Source organism: Sinorhizobium sp. CB7, from assembly GCF_041357635.1.
Classification (GTDB): Bacteria; Pseudomonadota; Alphaproteobacteria; order Rhizobiales; family Rhizobiaceae; genus Rhizobium.
The window spans coordinates 40,587-62,004 of sequence record NZ_JAULLL010000014.1; the positions used below are offsets into that span (position 1 = coordinate 40,587).

At 59.9% G+C, this 21,418-nt stretch carries 18 protein-coding genes and 1 other RNA gene; 18 read left to right on the forward strand and 1 reads right to left on the reverse strand.

What is annotated here, in order from left to right; genetic code table 11:
* Positions 1-254: 254 nt before the first annotated feature.
* The 14 genes from AAE029_RS24520 (at position 255) to murB (ending at position 15,570) form a co-directional block, all read left to right on the forward strand.
* Positions 255-776, forward strand: a complete 522-nt coding sequence (locus tag AAE029_RS24520) for a lytic transglycosylase domain-containing protein (protein ID WP_371075517.1) — start codon at positions 255-257, stop codon at positions 774-776.
* 159 nt (positions 777-935) lie between these two features.
* Positions 936-1,333, forward strand: an RNA gene (gene rnpB, locus AAE029_RS24525) — RNase P RNA component class A.
* A gap of 407 nt (positions 1,334-1,740) precedes the next feature.
* Positions 1,741-2,181 (forward strand): division/cell wall cluster transcriptional repressor MraZ, encoded by a 441-nt coding sequence (mraZ, locus tag AAE029_RS24530; protein ID WP_371075518.1) that lies wholly within the window; start codon positions 1,741-1,743, stop codon positions 2,179-2,181.
* A gap of 14 nt (positions 2,182-2,195) precedes the next feature.
* Positions 2,196-3,221, forward strand: coding sequence for a 16S rRNA (cytosine(1402)-N(4))-methyltransferase RsmH (rsmH, locus tag AAE029_RS24535; protein ID WP_371075519.1), 1,026 nt, complete (start codon positions 2,196-2,198; stop codon positions 3,219-3,221).
* 1 nt (position 3,222) lies between these two features.
* Entirely contained in the window at positions 3,223-3,648 is a 426-nt protein-coding gene (locus tag AAE029_RS24540; RefSeq protein ID WP_371075520.1) for a hypothetical protein, read from the forward strand.
* A complete protein-coding gene (locus tag AAE029_RS24545) occupies positions 3,648-5,405 on the forward strand; it encodes a peptidoglycan D,D-transpeptidase FtsI family protein (RefSeq protein WP_371075521.1) in 1,758 nt (585 codons plus the stop codon). Before AAE029_RS24540 ends, AAE029_RS24545 begins: the two co-directional genes overlap by 1 nt.
* Positions 5,406-5,466: 61 nt before the next feature.
* The gene (locus AAE029_RS24550) at positions 5,467-6,930 is read left to right on the forward strand and encodes a UDP-N-acetylmuramoyl-L-alanyl-D-glutamate--2,6-diaminopimelate ligase (RefSeq protein ID WP_371075522.1); all 1,464 of its coding nucleotides are present in this window, start codon (positions 5,467-5,469) and stop codon (positions 6,928-6,930) included.
* A complete protein-coding gene (locus tag AAE029_RS24555) occupies positions 6,927-8,357 on the forward strand; it encodes a UDP-N-acetylmuramoylalanyl-D-glutamyl-2,6-diaminopimelate--D-alanyl-D-alanine ligase (RefSeq protein WP_371075523.1) in 1,431 nt (476 codons plus the stop codon). The genes AAE029_RS24550 and AAE029_RS24555 overlap by 4 nt, the downstream gene beginning before the upstream one ends.
* A 22-nt stretch (positions 8,358-8,379) precedes the next feature.
* Complete coding sequence (gene mraY, locus AAE029_RS24560) at positions 8,380-9,480, forward strand: phospho-N-acetylmuramoyl-pentapeptide-transferase (protein ID WP_371075524.1); 1,101 nt, start codon at positions 8,380-8,382, stop codon at positions 9,478-9,480.
* A 7-nt stretch (positions 9,481-9,487) separates the two neighbouring features.
* Positions 9,488-10,900, forward strand: coding sequence for a UDP-N-acetylmuramoyl-L-alanine--D-glutamate ligase (gene murD, locus AAE029_RS24565; protein WP_371075525.1), 1,413 nt, complete (start codon positions 9,488-9,490; stop codon positions 10,898-10,900).
* Position 10,901: 1 nt separating this feature from the next.
* Entirely contained in the window at positions 10,902-12,056 is a 1,155-nt protein-coding gene (gene ftsW, locus AAE029_RS24570) for a putative lipid II flippase FtsW (protein ID WP_371075526.1), read from the forward strand.
* Between the two features lie 5 nt (positions 12,057-12,061).
* Positions 12,062-13,186 (forward strand): undecaprenyldiphospho-muramoylpentapeptide beta-N-acetylglucosaminyltransferase, encoded by a 1,125-nt coding sequence (gene murG, locus AAE029_RS24575; RefSeq protein WP_371075527.1) that lies wholly within the window; start codon positions 12,062-12,064, stop codon positions 13,184-13,186.
* Positions 13,183-14,595, forward strand: a complete 1,413-nt coding sequence (gene murC / locus AAE029_RS24580; RefSeq protein WP_371075528.1) for a UDP-N-acetylmuramate--L-alanine ligase — start codon at positions 13,183-13,185, stop codon at positions 14,593-14,595. Before murG ends, murC begins: the two co-directional genes overlap by 4 nt.
* Positions 14,596-15,570, forward strand: a complete 975-nt coding sequence (gene murB / locus AAE029_RS24585; RefSeq protein ID WP_371075529.1) for a UDP-N-acetylmuramate dehydrogenase — start codon at positions 14,596-14,598, stop codon at positions 15,568-15,570. It begins immediately after the preceding gene.
* Between the two features lie 74 nt (positions 15,571-15,644).
* Here murB and AAE029_RS24590 read toward each other — a convergent pair whose 3' ends face one another.
* Positions 15,645-16,955: an MFS transporter gene (locus AAE029_RS24590; protein WP_371075530.1), complete on the reverse strand. Its 1,311-nt coding sequence runs from the start codon at positions 16,953-16,955 to the stop codon at positions 15,645-15,647.
* A gap of 291 nt (positions 16,956-17,246) precedes the next feature.
* On the opposite strand from AAE029_RS24590, the gene aqpZ reads away from it, so the two are divergent.
* From aqpZ to ftsA, 4 genes are all read left to right on the forward strand, one after another.
* Positions 17,247-17,933: an aquaporin Z gene (aqpZ, locus tag AAE029_RS24595; protein WP_371075531.1), complete on the forward strand. Its 687-nt coding sequence runs from the start codon at positions 17,247-17,249 to the stop codon at positions 17,931-17,933.
* 293 nt (positions 17,934-18,226) lie between these two features.
* A complete protein-coding gene (locus AAE029_RS24600; protein ID WP_371075532.1) occupies positions 18,227-19,153 on the forward strand; it encodes a D-alanine--D-alanine ligase in 927 nt (308 codons plus the stop codon).
* Positions 19,141-20,073, forward strand: a complete 933-nt coding sequence (locus tag AAE029_RS24605; RefSeq protein WP_371075533.1) for a cell division protein FtsQ/DivIB — start codon at positions 19,141-19,143, stop codon at positions 20,071-20,073. The genes AAE029_RS24600 and AAE029_RS24605 overlap by 13 nt, the downstream gene beginning before the upstream one ends.
* Positions 20,070-21,401: a cell division protein FtsA gene (ftsA, locus tag AAE029_RS24610; protein WP_371075534.1), complete on the forward strand. Its 1,332-nt coding sequence runs from the start codon at positions 20,070-20,072 to the stop codon at positions 21,399-21,401. Before AAE029_RS24605 ends, ftsA begins: the two co-directional genes overlap by 4 nt.
* Positions 21,402-21,418: the final 17 nt, after the last annotated feature.

Consider the following 21,418-nt stretch of genomic DNA (forward strand, 5'->3'; position numbering starts at 1 on the left):
ATACCAGCTTTTTCGCTGGCGCGGATGAATTTTCTAACGGCGCTGTTTCCTGCCACATCATCTCCCTATTATCTCCGCAATGCGATGGTCTAAACCCCTTCCGTCAACGGCGTTTGCCGCCCGGTTTGTTTGTCGGCGGCGGACGTGAAATGAAATGATAAGAGCAGCTGCGGCGCGGCACCGGTTCTCGGTTCGCGCCGGAACGACGCGGGCGCGCGGTTCAGCTGCTCTTGGGGTCGGAGTAAAAAGACTACATGAAAAATCTGATTGTTGTGGCTGCGGCATGCGCAAGCGTGCTGTTGACGGGGTACGATTGCGCAATTGCTGGCCCGAATGGTCCCCAGCCGGAAGCCATTTCACCGAATTCTGCTCCGGACGGCAGTAATGATGTCACACCAGACACCCCCGACAATCCTTATTCGCAATTGATAAATAAATACGCCGCGGCCTACGGCGTTCCGGTCGAGCTTGCCACAGCCGTCGTCAGCATCGAGAGCAATTTCAACCCGAATGCGCGCGGCAGCGCGGGCGAGATCGGCCTGATGCAGATCAAGCCGGCGACCGCCCGGATGATGGGCTATTCCGGATCCGCGAAAGGACTTTTCGATCCGGAAACGAACATCAAGTTCGGCATGAAATATCTTGCGGCTGCCCATCAGCTCGGCGGCGGCAATACCTGTGATACAATCCTCAAATACAATGCCGGCCACGCCGCCACGCGCATGAACCCGGTTTCCCAGACCTATTGCGGCAAGGTGCTCGCGCTTCTGGAATGAAGGCTGCGTGATTTGCCCGAGAAGCCTGCCTAGCCCGTCGCGGTTCTTGCAATAGCTGCGGGCTACGCTTCGGATTTCGCACCATATTTTCGCGAATCGGGCGCGCTGAGGTGGATATTTTGGTGGCAATTGCCGGCTGTCTCGGCTATTGAGCCACTGCCAGTTGGCCGGGCAGCCGCGCTCCACCAATGCCGAAAGGCGGTAGAGTGAGGAAAGTCCGGGCTCCACGGAAACACGGTGCCGGATAACGTCCGGCGAGGGTGACCTCAGGGAAAGTGCCACAGAAAGCAAACCGCTTGGCCTTTTGGCCGGGTAAGGGTGAAAGGGTGGGGTAAGAGCCCACCGCGCCTCTGGCAACAGTGGCGGCACGGTAAACCCCACCGGGAGCAAGACCGAATAGGGATGACGCGGGCGGCGAAAGCTGTCCGGCCTGTTTCCGGGCCAGTCATCCGGGTGGGTTGCGCGAGGCAGCGTGCGAACGCTGTCCCAGAGGAATGGCTGCCACGTTCCGGTACGCCGGAGCCATACAGAACCCGGCTTACAGGCCAACTGGTTTTTTATCCTGCCGCCTTCTTCGAAAGTCTTTCCTGTCGGTCGGGCAGCTTAATTCGCCGGCTTTTCCCGTCGGCGAGGGCGGCCCGTTGCGCGCCGAATATGGCCTGTCGGGGCCTGCTTCGATCGTCGGCTCTAACTCTTTGTTAAACTTAACAGCTTATAAATATTTGATGATGCGCCCGTATCAAAGCGGGCGTTTCCCATTGACGCCCATATGGTCCCATGTTATCCCAAAACTGCACTGCGCAAGGGCAATCAAGTGCCCATTCATCGCAAAGCTACGGCTACCTTCTGTTCGAGGGTGTCGGACGGGTTTCTTTTCGTCCGGCGTGCGAAGCTGTGTCTGATTTTGGGTGTCCTGGCGGGCGAGTGATTGTCCGGGCGCCCTTGGGGACGGATGTTTCGCGTGATGAGCCGCTTCCTGTCGAATGCGACCAACAGGATCGATGCCAAGGGGCGGGTTTCCGTGCCGGCGGTATTCCGTTCCGTGCTGGCCGAGCGCAATATTCAGGAGCTTTATTGCTTCCAGGATTTTGTGTTTCCGGCGATCAGCGCCGGCGGTCCGGATCTGCTCGACAGGTTCGAGCGGCAGATCGCTGCGGAGGATCCGTTTTCGCCGGATGCGAATGCGATGTCGCTCCTCATTCATGGGGGCGGCGTCTTTATGAAGCTCGATGCCGAAGGGCGGCTGATGATCACGGATTTCATCCGGGACTTCACCGGCATCACCAACGAGGTGACCTTCGTCGGTCGGGCGGACCATTTTCAGCTTTGGCAGCCGGACGCCTTTCGGGCGATGCAGGCGCAGGCAAGAGGGGAGCGCAGGCTGGCGGGCAGGCGTTCCGATTAGAACGAGGGTACGGAATGGCGGCGAATCCTGGCGGAGGTTCTTCTGATGCCGATGGCGGACCGGTTCGTCACATTCCGGTTCTTCTCAAGGAGGTTCTTGCTGCGCTGGAGCCTGCGCCGGGCAAGATCATTCTCGACGGCACCTTTGGTGCGGGAGGCTATAGTTCGGCCATTCTCGCTGCCGGCGCCGATGTGATTGCGCTCGATCGCGATCCGACGGCAATTTCCGCCGGCCAGGCGATGGTTGCCGCCCATGGCGACCATCTGAGGCTCATCCATTCGCAATTTTCCGAGCTTGCGGCCCATGCGCCGGAAGAAGGGCTTGACGGCGTCGTCCTCGACATCGGCGTTTCCTCCATGCAGCTCGATGAAGCCGAGCGCGGCTTCTCCTTCCAGAAAAGCGGCCCGCTCGATATGCGCATGTCGGCGGCGGGCGTTTCGGCGGCCGATGTCGTCAATCGCGCCAAGGTGGCGGACATGATCCGCATCTTTGCCTTCCTCGGGGAGGAGAAGCAGGCTTCCCGCATAGCCCATGCGATCGAGAAGCGACGCGCCGAAAAGCCGTTTGAAACCACCCGCGACCTCGCCGGCCTGATAGAGATCGTCACGCCACGCAAGGCCAAGGATAAGATTCATCCGGCGACGCGTGTCTTCCAGGCATTGCGCATTTTCGTCAATGACGAACTCGGCGAGTTGGCGCAGGCGCTCTTTGCGGCCGAGCGTGTATTGAAGCCGGGCGGCCGGCTGGTGATCGTCACCTTCCATTCGCTGGAGGATCGCATCGTCAAGAAATTCTTCTCCGACCGTTCCGGCAAAGCGGTCGGCTCTCGGCATATGCCGGCCATGCATGAGCGCACCGCGACGTTCGAGCCCGTCGGCAAGTCGATGATCGTTGCAAGCGAGGAGGAGGCGGAGGCCAACCCCCGTGCCCGCTCGGCGAAGCTTCGCGCCGGTGTGCGCACCGCCGCCGCTGCGGAGCCGGCGGACTTTTCCATTTTCGATCTGCCGAATCTCGCTGCTCTCGGAAAACTTGGAGGCTGATTTGCTGAGAACGTTCGATATCGTCCTCATCGGAGTCATGACCGCCGCGGCGGCGGTGACTTATACCATCAAGCACCGGGCCGAGCTGAAACTCGAGGAGGTTCATCGCCTCGAGACCGAGATCAAGCTTGAAAAGGATACAATCGATCTGTTGAAAGCCGATTGGGCATTGCTCACGCAGCCCAATCGCCTGCAGCGGCTGATCAACGTTTACGGCGAAGAGCTCAAGCTTCAGCCGACCCTCTCGACCTCTCTGGCGCAGCCGAAAGAGCTGCCGATGCTGAGATCTCAATTGCCGCCCACGGAAGACGGTGAGCCTAAGGGTGACGTCGCGCCGAGCGCGAAGAGCATTGGTACGATACCAATTCCCGTCGCGCGGGGTGTCGAGGAGACGGACAACATTTCAACGGGATCTGTGGAGGACTGATGTCTTTTCTTTCACGCATCATGGTGTTGAAAAGCCAGGCGCATTTTTCGGCGGGCGCTTACAACCGTGTGGGCGAGCCTTCCTCTTCAACGGTGTTCGAGGGATCTCGAAAAAGAAAGTCGAACCAGGCAAAGAATCGTGTCGGGCTGATCATCGCCGGTTTCGTGGCTTTCTATGGCGTGATCGGCGCCCGGCTTGTCGAGTATGGAGTAGCAAAGCCGGAGACGGTATCGAGCATCATGCCGCCCGACCGGCTGATGGCTTCCCGTCCTGACATTGTCGACCGCAACGGCGAATTGCTTGCGACCGATATCAGGACCGTGTCGCTCTATGCCGAACCGAACAAGATCGTCGATGCCGACGAAGCGGTGGAAAAGCTGGCGACGGTACTCCCCGACCTTGATATCAAGGGTACCTATCACAAGCTCTCGGTAAAAACCTCGCATTTCGCCTGGCTGCGGCGGCAGCTGACGCCGAAGCAGCAGAGTCAGATTCTAGCGCTCGGCATCCCCGGGATCGGCTTCCGTCCGGAAAAGCGCCGCTTCTATCCGGGCGGCCCGACGGCGGCACACATCCTTGGCTACGTTAATATCGACAACCGCGGCGTCACAGGCATGGAGAAATACATCGACAGCCAGGGGCTTGCGGATCTGGCCGCGGCCGGCATGACGAGCGATCAGCCGCTGGAGCCGGTCAGGCTTTCCATCGACCTGCGCGTTCAGAGTATCGTGCGTGAGGTCGTCAACGACGCGGTGCAGAACTATCAGGCCAAGGGTGGCGGCGCTGTCGTGCTGGATGTCTATACCGGCGAAGTCATCGCAATGGCCTCAGCCCCGGATTTCGATCCGAACAATCCCGTCGAAGGCGCGAAGGAAGGCTGGCTCAACCGCATGTCGGACGGCACTTTCGAGATGGGTTCCACGTTCAAGACCTTTACCATGGCGATGGCGCTCGATGATGGCAAGATCACCCTGAACGACAGTTTCGACGCGAGTCGTCCGATCCGCATCGGCGGCTTCACCATTAACGATTTCCACGGACAGCATCGCGTGCTCACCGTACCGGAGATCTTTCAGTATTCATCCAACATCGGTACGGCCAAGATCGCTGACGTCGTCGGCATCGACGGACACAAGGAATTCCTGACGCGCCTCGGCCTTCTGACGAAGATGGAGACCGAGCTGCCTGAGGTAAAAATGCCGAGTCAGCCGCGGGTATGGAAGAAGATCAATTCGATCACCATTTCATTCGGCCACGGTGTCTCCACCACGCCGCTGCAGACGGCGGTGGCAGCCGCAGCTCTGGTCAACGGCGGCAAGCTGATCGAGCCTACGTTTCTGCCGCGTTCTCGCGAACAGGCGGATGAGATAGCAAAGGCCGTCATCAAGAAGAGTACAAGCGACGACGTACGCTTCCTTCTGAATTTCAACGGTTCGAAGGGATCCGGCCGTGTTGCTCGCGTTCCCGGCTTCGATGTCGGCAGCAAGACCGGTACAGCCGACAAGGTGGTCAACGGCCGCTATTCGAACAGCTTGAACTTCAACTCATTCATTGCGGCTTTCCCGATTCGCGACCCGCGATACGTGGTCATGACCTTCTGCGATGAGCCGAAGTCCGGTGAGCGCGCTTATGGCGGTACGATTTCGGCCGGTACGGCGGGGCCGATTGCCCGCAACATCATTGCTCGCGCCGCGCCGTTGCTGGGGGTGAAGACAAAATTTGGGGAAGATGGTTCGGCCTTGCTGGTGTCTTATTGAGCGTGAATGAATATGTCAGGCGATTCGCGAGGGGCGGTCGCCTCGAAACGGAAGTGCATCTATGAAATTGAGGGATCTTGCCGGAAACGCGTTTCCGGAGCTTAACGAACAGATTGCCGGGGGACTTGGGGATCTCGACATTTCCGGCCTATCTTCCGACAGTCGGAAGATTGCACCTGGTATGGCATTCGTCGCCGTTGCCGGAGTAAAGGCAGATGGCGCGAGTTTCATCGCCGATGCGGCATCTCGCAATGCTTCCCTGATCGTTTCAGCCCGACCTTCCCATATAGCTTCCATCCCAACCGTTACACTCAGTGAACCGCGCCGCTTCCTGGCAATCGCCGCCTCGCATCTCTATGGTCGGCAGCCGGAAACCATGGTTGCCGTCACGGGTACGGCGGGCAAGACATCGGTCGCCTCCTTCACCCGTCAAATATGGGCCCACGCTGGCCATGCGGCCGCGATGATCGGCACGACCGGCGTCGTCTCCCCGACGCGCAACGAATATGGTTCGCTGACGACGCCGGATCCGGTCTCTCTGCACAAGCTTCTGGCCGAACTCGCCGACGAAGGCGTAACGCATGCATCGATGGAGGCCTCCAGTCACGGCCTCGACCAGTACCGCCTCGACGGTGTCAGGCTTGCCGCGGCCGCTTTCACCAATCTCGGCCGCGATCATATGGACTACCACCCGACGGTGGAGGCCTATATGGCGGCGAAGATGCGGCTCTTCGAAGGGCTCCTTCCGAAAGGCTCTCCCGCCGTCATCTTTGCCGACGACGTCTGGTCTGAAAAGGCGGTTGCAGTCGCACGGGCGGCGGGCCATGATGTGCGCACCGTCGGTCGCAAGGGCGATTTCCTGTCGCTGAAGCGCGTCGAGCATTTCCGTCACAAGCAAGTCGCGGAAGTTCACGTCGGCGATGATATTTTCGAAGTCGACATTCCCCTGGCTGGCGATTTCCAGATCGCCAATGCGCTGGTTGCAGCAGGCCTTGCAATGTCGACGGGTGTTGCGACTCGGCAGGCGATGGCGGCTCTCGGAAAGCTGCAGGGTGCCTCCGGCCGGCTTGAACTTGTCGGTCACGCCAAGAACGGCGCACTCGCCTATGTCGATTATGCCCATAAGCCGGATGCATTGGAAAATGTGCTTGCATCCGTCCGGCCGTTTACGACCGGACGCGTCATCGTTGTCTTCGGTTGTGGTGGTGACCGTGATCGTGGCAAGCGGCCGATCATGGGCGAGATCGCCTGCCGTCTCGCCGACATCGTGATCATCACCGACGACAATCCGCGTTCAGAGGAGCCTGCGGCAATCCGCGCCGAGATCATGGCTGCAGCAAGCTGCTCCACCGAGATCGGCGATCGTGCGACAGCGATCCGCGAGGCAGTTGGGATGCTTGCCTCCGGCGACACGCTGATCGTTGCGGGCAAGGGGCATGAGGAGGGGCAGACGATCGGGAGCGTTACTCTGCCGTTCTCCGATCATGCGGAGGTACGCAAAGCGTTGGAGGAGCTGAAGTCATGACGTGGCTATGGACATCCGAAGACATGATCACCGCAATGGCCGGCCGGCCATTCGGTTCGTTGCCGGAAGGCATCACCGGCATTTCCATTGACAGTCGTTCTATTACGCCCGGCGAAGCCTTCTTCGCCATCAAGGGCGATCGCGTCGACGGCCATGACTACGCCAGCATGGCAATGGCGAATGGTGCATCCTTGCTCGTCGTCAGCGAGGCACGTCTGCCGGCGATGGGCCGGCTCACCGTCCCGATGATCGTTGTCGACGATGTTCTCGCCGCACTTGGCCGTCTTGGCGTGGCGGCACGCGATCGGTCCAGCGCGAAGATCATCGCGGTAACTGGGTCCGTCGGCAAGACGACGACCAAGGAAATGCTGCGCCACATGCTTGCGCCCTCCGGCAAAGTCCATGCCTCCGTCGCTTCCTTCAACAATCACTGGGGGGTGCCGCTGACGCTGGCTCGCATGCCGGAAGACACCGATTTCGGCATATTCGAGGTCGGCATGAATCACCCAGGTGAGATCATCCCGCTGGTCCAGATGATCAGACCGCATATCGGCATCATTACCACGATCGCGCCGGCTCATCTTGGCAATTTCAGCAGCATCAAGGAGATAGCAGCCGCGAAGGCCGAGATTTTCGAGGGACTGGTCGCGGGTGGCCACGTCATTCTCAATCGCGACAACGACCAGTTCAATTTTCTCGAACGGGCCGCGCAGGCGGTCGGCGTCGAGCATGTCCATTCCTTTGGCCAGCATGCCAAGGCCGATTTCCGTCTGGCGGAATTCAACGGTGCTGATGAGAGCTCGACCTTGTGGCTGACGATCGGCGGCGACACGATGGAAGTTGCCATCGGCGCGCCCGGTCGTCATATCGCGGAAAACGCTCTGGCCGCTTTGGGTGCTGTCAAGCTTGTTGGAGCCGATCTTGGCAAGGCGATTGATACTCTCGCTACGCTGAAGCCGGAAAAGGGTCGCGGACGGCGCCACAAGCTTGCGATCGGCAATGGCAGCTTTACGCTGATCGATGAAAGCTACAACGCCAATCCTGCTTCCATGCGTGCAGCGATCGCGCTTCTTGCCGCCTCGGAACCCTCCAGGGGCCGGCGGATCGCGGTTCTCGGCGATATGCTGGAAATGGGCGACTATGCGCAGAAGCTTCATGCGGATCTCGCGGGACCCTTGCTGGCGGCTGGCATCGAATATGCCTGGCTAGCAGGCCCCGAGATGGCGTCGCTCCGGGAATCGCTTCCCGACAGCGTTCATGTCGAATATCGCGAAAAGACCGATGAACTTGTACCGTTCGTGTTGGATTCGGTCGCTCCCGGTGACGTGTTGATGGTCAAATCCTCTTTGGGAACCGGATTCGGCAAGATCGTCGCCGCGCTGCTTGACAAGTTTCCCGCGTTTTCCGACACGGAGCGCCAACCGTGACCGGAACTGAGAAAGGGCCCGTATGCTGATCTGGCTTGTGGAACTGTCGGAATATTTTAAATTTCTAAATCTTTTCAGATATATCACGTTCCGTACCGGGGCTGCTGTTTTCACTTCTGCAATGATCGTCTTCCTGTTCGGGCCGACGATTATCTCCTCGCTCCGTGTCCGTCAGGGCAAGGGCCAGCCCATCCGTGCCGACGGACCGCAGACGCATTTCAAGAAGGCGGGCACGCCGACCATGGGCGGTCTGATGATCCTTGCTGGCATCGTCGGTTCGTCGCTTCTATGGGCGGATCTGTCGAATATCTATGTCGTGGCGACGCTGCTCGTGACCTTGGGCTTCGGCGCGATCGGCTTTTATGATGACTATCTCAAGGTTACAAAGCAGAGCGATAAGGGCTTTTCCGGCCGTGCTCGCCTTGGCATAGAATTCCTGATCGCCTGCATTGCCGTCTATTTTATGATGCGCTCGGCACTCGCGTCCGGCCCTGCAGGCTCGACATTTGGTTCCTCGATCGCTTTTCCGTTCTTCAAGGATTTCCTGATCAATCTCGGCATCTTCTTCGTGCTGTTCGGCGGTTTTGTCATCGTCGCAGCGGGCAATGCCGTCAATCTCACGGACGGGCTTGACGGGCTCGCCATCGTGCCGGTTATGATTGCCGCCGCCTCCTTTGGCATCATCGCCTACCTCGCCGGCAATGCGGTTTTTGCCAATTATCTGCAGATCAATTTCGTGCCGGGAACCGGCGAACTCGCCGTCGTTCTCGGCGCCGTTATCGGCGCCGGTCTCGGCTTTCTGTGGTTTAACGCACCGCCTGCCGCAATCTTCATGGGGGATACCGGTTCGCTTGCGCTCGGCGGCACGATTGGCACGGTCGCCGTCGCCACCAAGCACGAGATCGTCATGGCGATCGTCGGCGGCCTCTTCGTGATGGAGACGCTATCGGTTATCATTCAAGTGGGCTTTTTCAAGATGACCGGCCGCCGCGTGTTCCTTATGGCGCCGATCCATCACCATTTCGAGAAGCTGGGCTGGACGGAAAGCCAGGTCGTGATCCGCTTCTGGATCATCGCCGTCGTTCTGGCGATGATCGGCCTTTCCACGCTGAAAATCCGGTGAGGCCGCGATGATCCCAGTCACCACGCTCAAGGGAAAGAAGGTCGCTCTCTTCGGGCTCGGCGGATCAGGCTTTGCGACTGCCCAGGCGCTAATCGCCGGTGGCGCAGAAGTGATCGCCTGGGACGACAATCCCGACAGCGTGACCAAGGCGGGCGCCGAGGGGATTCCTGTCGCCGATCTGCGAGGCATCGACTGGAGCACTGTTGCGGCCCTCGTTCTCTCGCCGGGCGTACCGCTTACCCATCCGAGACCGCACTGGAGCGTCGATCTTGGTCGCGCAGCCGGCGTGGAGATCATCGGCGATGTCGAGCTTTTCGTCCGCGAACGCCGGGCGCATGCGCCGGATTGCCCCTTCATCGCCATCACAGGCACCAACGGCAAATCGACGACGACGGCGCTGATCGCACATATCCTCAAGTCGAGCGGGCGTGACACGCAACTCGGCGGCAATATCGGCACGGCGATCCTGACACTCGATCCGCCGAAGTCCGAGCGCTATTTCGTCGTTGAATGCTCCTCCTATCAGATTGATCTCGCGCCGACGCTCGACCCGTCTGCCGGCATCCTGCTCAACCTCACACCGGATCATCTCGACCGTCATGGCACGATGCAGCACTATGCCGATATCAAGGAGCGGCTGGTGGCGGGAAGCAGCACCGCCGTCGTCGGCGTCGATGACAGCTATTCCGCACTGATCGCCGACCGCGTCGAGCGGGCAGGGGTCAAAGTCATGCGCATTTCCCGTCGCACCGTGCTTGCCGATGGTCTCTATGCCGAAGGCAGCCATATTATTCGGGCGGCCGGTGGGGCGACTTCCGTTATCGCCGATCTCGATGGTGTCCAGACGCTGCGCGGCGGCCACAACGCCCAGAACGCGGCAGCCGCGATCGCCGCATGCCTTGCGGTTGGAGTTTCCGCCGAAGATGTTCGCTCTGGTCTGAAGTCCTTTCCGGGTCTCAAGCACCGCATGCAGCCGGTCGGCCGGCGGGGCAGGGTCGTTTTCGTCAATGACTCCAAGGCGACAAACGCCGATGCGGCAGCCCCCGCGCTTTCGAGTTATGATCGCATCTACTGGATCGCCGGCGGTCTGCCGAAAGAGGGTGGCATCACGTCGCTTGCTCCGCTTTTTTCGCGGATCGCCAAGGCGTACCTGATTGGCGAAGCAGCGCCTGCCTTTGCCGCAACGCTCGGCGATGCCGTCCCTTATGAGATTTCCGGCACGCTGGAGCGGGCGGTGGCCCATGCCGCAGCGGATGCCGAAAAGGATGAAAGTGCGGCCTCTGCCGTGATGCTGTCCCCGGCTTGCGCAAGCTTCGACCAGTATAAGAACTTCGAAGTCAGAGGCGATGCATTTGTCAGCCATGTGGCAGCGCTCGATGGGATCACCATGCTGATAGGTTCGGCAACAGGAGACAAATGACATGGTAAGCCGCGCGGAACGGGGGCCTCTGGCCGATTGGTTCTGGACGATCGACCGGTTCTTCCTGGCGATGTTCATACTGCTGATGGGCATCGGCTTCATGTTGTCTTTTGCCGCCTCGCCCGCCGTTGCCCAGCGCATCGGGCTTGAGCCATTCCACTTCGTCAAGCGCCACGCCGCCTTCCTGTTGCCTGCCCTTGCCGTGATGATCGGCCTTTCCTTCCTGACGCCCCGCCAGGTTCGCCGAACGGCCATCGTGCTCCTGATCGTATCGCTGGCAATGATGCTTCTGGCTCTGTTCTTCGGCGTCGAGGTCAAGGGATCACGCCGCTGGATCACGCTGCTGGGGCTTTCGATCCAGCCCTCGGAATTCATGAAGCCTGCCTTTGTGGTGGTTTGTGCCTGGCTTTTCGCCGAGCATGCGCGCCAGCCGGAAATCCCCGGCAACCTCTTCTCGATTATTCTCTTTGGAATGGTCGCGGCCCTTCTCGTCGCGCAGCCGGACCTCGGTCAGACGATCCTGACCAGTGCGGTCTGGGGCGGCATGTTCTTCATGGCGGGCATGCCGTGGCTCTGGATCATCGTGCTTGGCGGCATCGGCGCAGGCGGTTTCATTAGCGCCTACTACATCTTTCCGCACGTGGCGGGACGAATAGACCGCTTCATGACCGGAGAGGGCGACACCTTCCAGGTCGACACCGCGCGCGAGGCGATCATTCGCGGCGACTGGTTCGGGCAGGGGCCTGGCGAAGGCATCGTCAAGCGCATCATTCCCGATGCCCATACCGACTTCATCTTTTCCGTTGCCGCCGAGGAATTCGGCATCGTCTTCTGCATCGTGCTCGTCGCGATCTTCTCGGCGCTTGTCATTCGCGGCCTGTCACACGCCTATAGGGAGCGTGACGACTTCAATCGTTTCGCCGTCGCCGGCCTCGTGCTGCAGATCGGCATGCAGTCGATCATCAATGTCGGCGTCAATCTGGAGCTTCTGCCGGCGAAGGGCATGACGCTGCCGCTGATCTCCTACGGTGGATCTTCCATGATCGCCATCTGCGTGACCGCCGGCTTCATCCTGGCGCTCACCCGCCACCGGCCTGAAAAGCGTGCGCAGGAGCGCAGCCTCTTCCGCGTCACGCATGGCATTCCGGCGGAGTGAGTGGGATGACGAAGGGCATCATTCTGCTTGCAGCCGGTGGTACCGGAGGTCACGTCTTTCCGGCGGAAGCGCTTGCCTATGAACTGAAGGCGCGTGACTATTCCGTGCATCTCGTCACGGACAGCCGGGCCGAACGTTATGCCGGCAAGTTTCCTGCGGATGAAATCCACGTGGTGCCGTCAGCGACCATCGGCTCGAAAAATCCGCTTGCAGTCGCCCGCTCGCTGTGGACGCTGTGGACTGGTACCCGGGCTGCTCGCCGCTTGATCACGCGTCTGAAGCCCGCCGTTGTCGTTGGTTTCGGCGGCTACCCGACGGTACCGCCGCTTCTGGCTGCCACACGCATGGGCGTGCCGTCGATGATCCATGAGCAGAATGCCGTGATGGGCCGCGCCAACAAAGCCCTGGCGTCACGGGTCCAGGCGATCGCCGGCGGCTTCCTGCCGCAGGGCGAGGGCGCCTTCGCCGAGAAGACGGTGACAACAGGCAATCCGGTGCGTCCCGCCGTGATCGAGGCCGCCAAGCGGCCTTATGTGCCTTCCGGGCCTAGCGAGCCGTTCAATCTCGTCGTCTTCGGCGGCAGCCAGGGTGCGCAGTATTTCTCCAAGGCCATACCGACGGCGATCAGCCTGCTTGAGGATTCCCTCAGAACTCGCCTGAAAATCACGCAACAGGTACGGCCCGAGGATATGGAGATGGTCGCCGGCTGCACGGCCCAGCTGCACATGGGCGCCGATATCGCGCCTTTCTTCTCCGACATGCCGGAACGGCTGGCGGCTGCTCATCTCGTCATCTGCCGTTCGGGGGCATCCACCGTGTCGGAAATTTCGGTGATCGGGCGTCCGGCCATCCTTGTGCCCTATCCCTATGCTCTGGATCATGACCAGGCGGCGAATGCCGCCGCGCTTGCGGCGACGGGCGGAGCGAAGGTAATAGCGCAATCCGAACTTTCGCCGGAAAGGCTCGCCGCTATCCTGACGGCGGTGATGAACGATCCAGAGAAGCTTTCCAAGATGGCCGCTGCCGCCAAACAGGCGGGCAAGCCGGATGCGACGAACTTGCTTGCCGACTTGGTAGAGGCTATTGGCGCGAAACGCAAAATTTCAGAGTTCAAGGGGGCACGCGTATGAAAATGCCGAAGGCGATCGGCCTTGTCCATTTCATCGGGATCGGCGGGATCGGCATGAGCGGGATTGCGGAAGTGCTCCACAATCTCGGTCATCGGGTACAGGGCTCCGATCAGTCAGACAGCGCCAATGTGCAGCGTCTGCGGGACAAGGGCATCAAGGTCTTCGTCGGGCATACCGCGGAGAACCTGGGCGACGCAGAGGTCGTCGTCGTGTCGACAGCGATCAAGAAGACGAATCCGGAACTGGTGGCCGCCCGTGAGAAGCTGCTACCTGTCGTGCGTCGAGCGGAAATGCTCGCGGAACTGATGCGCTTCCGCAATGCGATTGCCATCGGTGGGACTCATGGCAAAACGACGACGACGTCGCTTGTCGCCACGTTGCTTGAAGCAGGTGGCCTCGATCCGACCGTCATCAATGGCGGCATCATCAACGCCTACGGCACCAATGCGCGCATGGGCGAGGGCGAATGGATGGTGGTCGAGGCCGACGAATCCGACGGGACCTTCCTGAAGCTTCCCGCCGACGTTGCGGTCATCACCAATATCGATCCCGAGCATCTCGATCACTACGGCAATTTCGATGCGGTCCGGGCGGCCTTCCGCCAATTCGTCGAGAACGTGCCATTTTACGGTTTCGGTGTCCTATGTCTCGATCATCCTGAGGTACAGGCGCTCGTCAGCCGCATCGAGGATCGCAAGGTCATCACCTATGGCGAAAATCCGCAGGCCGATGTCCGTTTTGGAAACGTACGCATCGATGGCACGCGCTCGCTCTTCGACGTAGAGATCCGCAGACGCCGCACAGGCGAGGTGATCAATCTGAACGATCTGGTCATGCCGATGCCGGGTCGTCACAACATCTCCAACGCGACGGCTGCCATTGCCGTCGCTAACCGGCTCGGGATCTCCAAGGAGAACATCGCCAGGGGTCTTGCGTCGTTCGGCGGCGTCAAGCGGCGGTTCACGCTGACCGGCGAATGGAATGAGGTGAAGATCTTCGACGACTACGGCCATCATCCGGTCGAGATCAAGGCGGTGTTGAGGGCAGCGCGTGAGGCCTGCAAGGGCCGGATCATCGCCGTCCACCAGCCGCATCGCTATACACGCCTGTCGAGCCTCTTCGAGGAGTTCGCCGCCTGCTTCAACGATGCCGACAGCATTTTCCTGGCGCCTGTTTATGCGGCCGGCGAGGATCCAATCGAAGGTGTGGATTCAGAAACGCTGATATCCCGCATCAAATCCGGCGGGCATCGCGATGCGCGTTACTTCGCATCGCCCGAACTTCTGGCACCGATGGTTGCAGAGATTGCGCGACCGGGTGATTTTGTGGTTTTGTTGGGGGCTGGCAGCATCACCTACTGGGCGGCGGCGTTGCCTAAAGAATTGCAAGGCCTTTCGGGAAAAATTTGAATGAAACAGGTCAATGGGGAAAAGCTTCTCGCATCCCTTGGAGAAGGCGTAAAGGATATCCGTGGTCGTCTCACGCCGGATGCGCCCATGGACCGTGTCACCTGGTTCAGGGCGGGCGGGCTGGCGGAGCTGATGTTCCAGCCGCATGATATCGATGATCTGATCGCATTTCTGAATATCCTTCCGGCCGAGGTTCCGCTGACGGTCGTCGGTATGGGTTCGAATATTCTCGTGCGCGACGGCGGCATTCCGGGCATCGTTCTGCGCCTTTCCGCCAAAGGCTTCGGTTCGGTGGAGCTTGCCGGCGAAAACCGGATTCTGGCCGGCGCCATCTGCCCGGACAAGCACGTTGCCGCCATGGCCATGGACAATGGAATCGGTGGATTCCATTTCTATTACGGCATTCCCGGCGGTATCGGCGGTGCGGCGCGAATGAATGCCGGCGCGAACGGCTCCGAGACGCGCGACCGTGTTGTCGAGGTGCATGCGGTCGACCGCAAGGGCAAGATGCACGTGCTCTCCAATGCCAAGATGGGCTATACCTACCGTCATTCCACGGCACCGGACGATCTGATCTTCACGCATGTGCTCTTCGAGGGCTATCCGGAGGATCGCGCCAAGATCCGTGCCGAGATGGACGCGGTTCGCAATCACCGTGAAACCGTGCAGCCGATCCGCGAGAAGACCGGTGGATCGACCTTCAAGAATCCCGAAGGTCATTCCGCCTGGAAGCTGATCGACGAGGCCGGTTGCCGCGGGCTCGTCATTGGCGGTGCGCAGATGTCCTCGCTCCACTGCAACTTCATGATCAACATGGAGCAGGCGACCGGCTACGATCTTGAATATCTCGGCGAGACCGTGCGCCAGCGCGTGTACGAGAATGCCGGCATCAAGCTAGAATGGGAGATCAAGCGCCTCGGCGTCTTCATGCCGGGCCGCGAGGTTCGTCCATTTCAGGGCGTCACGACGGAATAGCCCAAACAGGTTCGATAAAAAAAGCCGCGGAGGAGTACCCACCGCGGCCTTTTCATTGCTTCCTCGCAGACGTTTCAGACTTCTTCGCGGCCCGACAACAGGATGCAGACCAGCGAGATTGCCGCCGCGGTCGCCAGGTAATAGCCGACAAAGGCGAGATCGTAGTTGGTCGCGAGCCAGGTGGCGATATAGGGGGCAAGTGACGCGCCAAAAATGCCGCCAAGGTTGAAGGTCATCGACGCGCCCGTGTAGCGAACTGCGGTCGGGAAGGGCGCCGCAAGCGCTGCACCGATCGGGCCATAGGTAAAGCCCATCAAACCGAGACCGATGATCGAGCAGGCAAAGGCGCCGCCGAGACCGCTCTGCAGGAGCGTCGAATAGAAGAAGCCGAAGATCGCAATTCCGATTGTGGTCAGGATGAGAATCGTCCGGCGCGAATAGCGGTCCGAGAGCAGGCCCGAAATCGGGATCGTCAGGCCGAAGAACACGACGCCGACGAGCTGCACGACCAGGAACTGCTCCCGCGAATAGCCGAGTTTCGTCGTGCCCCAGCTGAGTGTGAAGACGGTCATGAGATAGAACAGCACGAAGGTCGCCACGGCGATGAAGGTACCAAGGACAAGGCTGCGGAAATGTGAGCGGAAGATGACCGCGATCGGAACGGAGACGCGCTCGTGCTTTTCGATCGCCTTCTGGAATTCCGGCGTCTCGGTGATGCGCAGGCGGACGTAAAGGCCGATTGCGACGAGCGCCAGGCTGATGATGAAGGGAATGCGCCAGCCATAGGCCAGGAAGTCCTCGTTGCTCATCGTTTCCGCAAGGATCAGGAAGAAACCGGAGGACAGGATGAAGCCGATCGGAGCGCCGAGCTGCGGGAACATGGCATACCAGCTGCGCTTGCCTTCGGGAGCGTTTTCGGTGGCGAGCAGCACTGCTCCGCCCCATTCGCCGCCAAGTCCGAGACCCTGGCCGAGACGGCATAGCGCCAGCAGCAGCGGAGCGGCGACGCCGATCGACTCATAGCCGGGCAAGAGGCCGATCATTACCGTCGACAGACCCATCGTCATCAGGGCGGCGACGAGGGTCGCCTTGCGGCCGACCTTATCGCCGAAATGGCCGAAGATCATCGCGCCGAGGGGACGGGCGAAGAAGGCTATGGAAAATGTTGCGAAGGACTGCAACATTGCCGATGTCGGGTTGCTCGCCGGAAAGAAGAGATGCGGGAAGACGATGACGGCGGCGGTTGCGTAGACATAGAAATCGAAGAATTCGATCGTCGTGCCGACGAGGCTCGCGATCAGAACGCGCGCCGGCGAATTGACTTGCGCTGTGTTCGATGTCGCGGAGGTCGGCGATATGGGGGATATCGCGTCTGACATTTTCATTCCAATCAGGATTACATGAATAAGCCTTTCGATAAGGCCGCTGGGTCTTTAACGCAATTTTTGTTCGGCGCAAACGCAAATTGCGCAAGAATGCGACGACATCGGCGCCAGACAATATCGGAAAGCCTCTCGTCCTTTTCTTGGAAGGGCAACGATAACGCGAAAGGATGATGGTAGCGTTGCATCTATTTTCTATCTTAATTTGCAGATGTCGGATGGTCTTGGCCTTGACCGGAATCGCTTTGTGATGAACTTCTGAGCGATCATTTTGATCGCAGAGGGGCAAATACCATGCAAAAGAGTCTTGTTGCCGAATTTTTCGGAACGTTCTGGCTGGTCTTCGGCGGTTGCGGCAGCGCTGTTCTTGCAGCGGCTTTTCCGCAACTCGGGATTGGATTCGTTGGTGTTGCTCTGGCGTTCGGCCTGACCGTATTGACGATGGCCTATGCCGTGGGCGGCATTTCGGGCGGACATTTTAATCCCGCAGTGTCGGTCGGCCTCGCCGTGGCCGGCAAATTCCGCGCGTCACGGCTTATTCCTTACGTCGCGGTACAGGTGCTTGGCGCCATTGTCGCTGCGGCTCTGCTTTATCTCGTCGCAAGCGGCAAAGCCGGCTTCGAGCTCGGCGGGTTTGCCGCAAACGGTTATGGCGAGCATTCGCCGGGGGGCTATTCCCTGACTTCTGCCCTGGTGATCGAAATCGTGCTGACGATGTTTTTTCTCATCGTCATTCTCGGCTCTACGAGCAGCCGCGTACCTGCGGGATTTGCTCCGATTGCCATCGGCTTGGCTCTCACGCTTATCCATCTTATCTCGATCCCTGTGACGAATACCTCGGTCAATCCGGCGCGCTCGACCGGTCAGGCCCTCTTTGTCGGCGGCTGGGCCCTTCAGCAGCTTTGGCTGTTTTGGGCAGCACCCCTCGTTGGCGGTGCCCTCGGCGGCCTCATCGGGAAATTATTGGATAAGGAATCCTGAGCTCCGGATATTTCGGCTTTTGAGCCGAACCGCGCCGAGCTCTCGGCGCGGTTTTTTGATTCCTCAAGGTGCAAAAATTCTTGCGATCACCGCAACTCTCTGATTCCAAGGCGGAATCCGGCCGGTCATCTGATTCGATATGCGAAAAGTCCTGAACGGCTGCTGCGGTTAACCAAAGTAAACACTTCATTAACCATAATGTTGTTCTAATGCGCGTGACCTGTATTCGGCCGGAATCGTCGGTCGGGGATGGCAAAATCGAATGGCAGATCTCTGCGCGTTTGGGGGTATGAATGAGTGGCAAGCATGTAGCCGTCTTGATGGGCGGATTTTCCTCGGAGAGGCCGGTCAGCCTCTCGTCGGGAAAGGCTTGCGCGGATGCCCTCGAAGCGGAAGGTTTCAAGGTAACCCGTGTCGATGTGGGGCGTGATGTCTCGGCGCGTCTCGCGGAGTTGCGGCCGGATGTCGTCTTCAATGCATTGCACGGTCCTTACGGTGAAGACGGTACGATCCAGGGCATCCTCGAATATCTGCAGATCCCCTATACGCATTCCGGCGTGCTCGCCTCTGCGCTGGCAATGGACAAGTCGCGCGCCAAGCTGGTTGCCGAAAAGGTGGGTGTTCCGGTGGCTGAATCGCTGGTGATGAACCGCTTTGCTTTCACCAGCGAGCATCCGATAAGGCCGCCCTATGTGGTCAAGCCCGTCAAGGAAGGGTCGAGCTTCGGAGTTGTGATCGTACAGGAAGATCAGGCGCACCCGCCGCAGATCGTCACCTCTTCGGACTGGCGCTATGGGGATGAGGTCATTGTCGAGCGCTATGTCTATGGGCGCGAGCTGACCTGTGGGATCATGGGTGATGTCGCGCTCGGCGTTACGGAAGTCGTGCCGCAAGGACACAGTTTTTATGATTATGACTCCAAATATGCGGCAGGTGGCTCAAAACACGTCATTCCTGCGAAAATTTCACCGAATATTTACCAGAAAATACAAACATTGGCGTTAAGGGCGCATCAAGCAATTGGTTGCCGTGGTGTCAGTCGGTCTGACTTTCGCTACGATGATCGTTTCTCCGAAGATGGCGAAGTTATCTGGCTGGAGGTCAATACTCAGCCAGGCATGACCCCGACCTCCCTTGTGCCTGAAATGGCCGCGCATGCCGGCTATTCCTTTGGTGAGTTTCTCCGTTGGACGGTGGAGGACGCTTCGTGTTTGCGTTGATGGTCAAGAGGATGAGGCGGTCCCGCCATCGCGCGTCCATCGCCCTTGATGAGGTGGATAATCTATTCGTGTTGCCGCGCCCACTGCGTCGCGTCGTGCGTTTCCTTGTCAGTCTCGGGACGGGCCGCATCCAGATCCCTGCACACACCGGAACGCTTTCCGCGATCGGGTTCCTTGCTGCAACCGGCCTTTATGGCATGTCGCTCGGCGGTCATACCGATAGCGTCGCGCAGGCGACGACGACTGCTGCCGGTTTTGCCATCGAGGATGTGAAAGTCTCCGGCAACAACGAAACGTCCGAGATCGAGATCCTTCAACTGATCGGTCTCGATGGAACAACGTCGCTCGTGTCGCTCGATGTCGATGCCGCGCGTCAGAAAATCGCCAAGCTTCCCTGGGTCGAGAGCGTCGAAGTGCGGAAGGTCTATCCGAAGACGATCGAGGTCAATCTCAAGGAGCGCCAGGCATACGGCATCTGGCAGCATGGCTCTGAGCTCTCTCTGATCGAGAGGAACGGCAGCGTGATCGCGCCGCTGCGCGACAACAAGTTTGCTGCTCTGCCGCTGTTCGTCGGTCTCAATGCTGAGACCGCCGCTGCTTCCGTCGATGATGAGCTTGCCGCCTGGCCCGAGATCAAGAGCCACGTGAAGGCCTATGTCCGGATCGCCGGGCGCCGCTGGGATCTCTATCTCGACAACGGCATCGTCGTGAAGCTGCCGGAAGAGAACATCGACAAGGCTCTCGTCCGCCTGTCGGACTTCGACAAGAAGGAGCAGCTTCTCGAGCGTGATATCGCGGCCGTCGATCTTCGCCTGGATGACCGTACGGCGATCCAGTTGACGCCGGGAGCCGTGGTTCGCCGTCAGGCGATGCTGGATGCGAGAACGAAGGCCTTGAAGAAGGCGGGGCAGGATTCATGAATTTCTTTGGTTCTTCACATTTTGGATTGCCCCGTTTGAAACCGCTTTCGTCGAAGCGGTCGCACATCGTTTCGGTGCTCGATATCGGTTCGACCAAAGTCGTCTGCATGATCGGCCGGCTGACGCCCCGCGGCGAAAGCCAGGTTCTTCCGGGGCGCACGCACAATATCGAGATCATCGGCATCGGGCATCAGCGTTCCCGCGGCATCAAGACCGGCGTGATCGCAGATCTGGATGCCGTCGAAGGTGTCATCCGCCTGGCGGTTGATGCAGCCGAACGCATGGCGGGGCTGACGGTTGAAAGCCTGATCGTCAATGTTTCCGCCGGCCGCCTCGGCAGCGATGTCTATACCGCAACGATCGATCTCGGCGGTCAGGAAGTCGAGAGTAACGATTTGCGCAAGGTTCTGACGGCCGCCTGCCAGCAGTCGCTGCGTCAGGACCGTGCCGTCCTGCATTCGCTTGCGACCGGCTATTCGCTCGATGGTGAGCGCGGTATCCGCGATCCGCTTTCCATGTTCGGCGACGTGCTCGGTGTCGACATGCATGTGGTGACGGCCGAACGCGCGGCACTGCGAAACCTGGAGCTTAGCGTCAATCGCGCGCATCTGTCGGTCGAAGGCATGGTGGCGACGCCCTATGCCAGCGGACTTGCCGCCCTCGTCGACGACGAGGTCGAGCTCGGCTGTGCGGCCATCGACATGGGGGGCGGCACGACGACCATCTCCGTCTTTGCCGAGGGCAAGCTCGTGCACACCGATGCCGTCGGCCTCGGCGGCCATCACGTGACCACGGATCTGGCACGCGGTCTTTCGACGCGTATCGAGGATGCGGAACGCCTTAAGGTCGTTCATGCCACGGCGTTGCCGAATTCGTCCGACGAGCGCGAGCTGATTTCCATTCCGCCGATCGGCGAGGATGAGCGCGACCAGCCGACTCAGGTGCCGAAGGCGCTTGTTTCGCGCATCGTAAGAGCGCGCATCGAGGAAACCCTGGAGCTCATCCGTGACCGCATCCAGCGCTCGGGTTTCAGCCCGATTGTCGGCAAGCGTGTCGTGCTGACGGGGGGCGCCAGCCAGTTGACCGGTCTTTCGGAAATGGCGCGCCGCATTCTGGCGCGCAACGTGCGCGTCGGTCGTCCGATGGGCGTCTCCGGCTTGCCGACGGCGGCCAAGGGACCAGCTTTTTCGACCGCGGTCGGCCTGATGATTTATCCGCAGGTCGCGGACATGGAGACACATGCGGCGGGAAGCGGTCTGCTCTCGGCGCTTGGGGGCAATGACAGCCGCATCGCCCGGGTCGGGCAGTGGCTGAAGGAGAGTTTTTGATCGCATCGGCGTCGGAG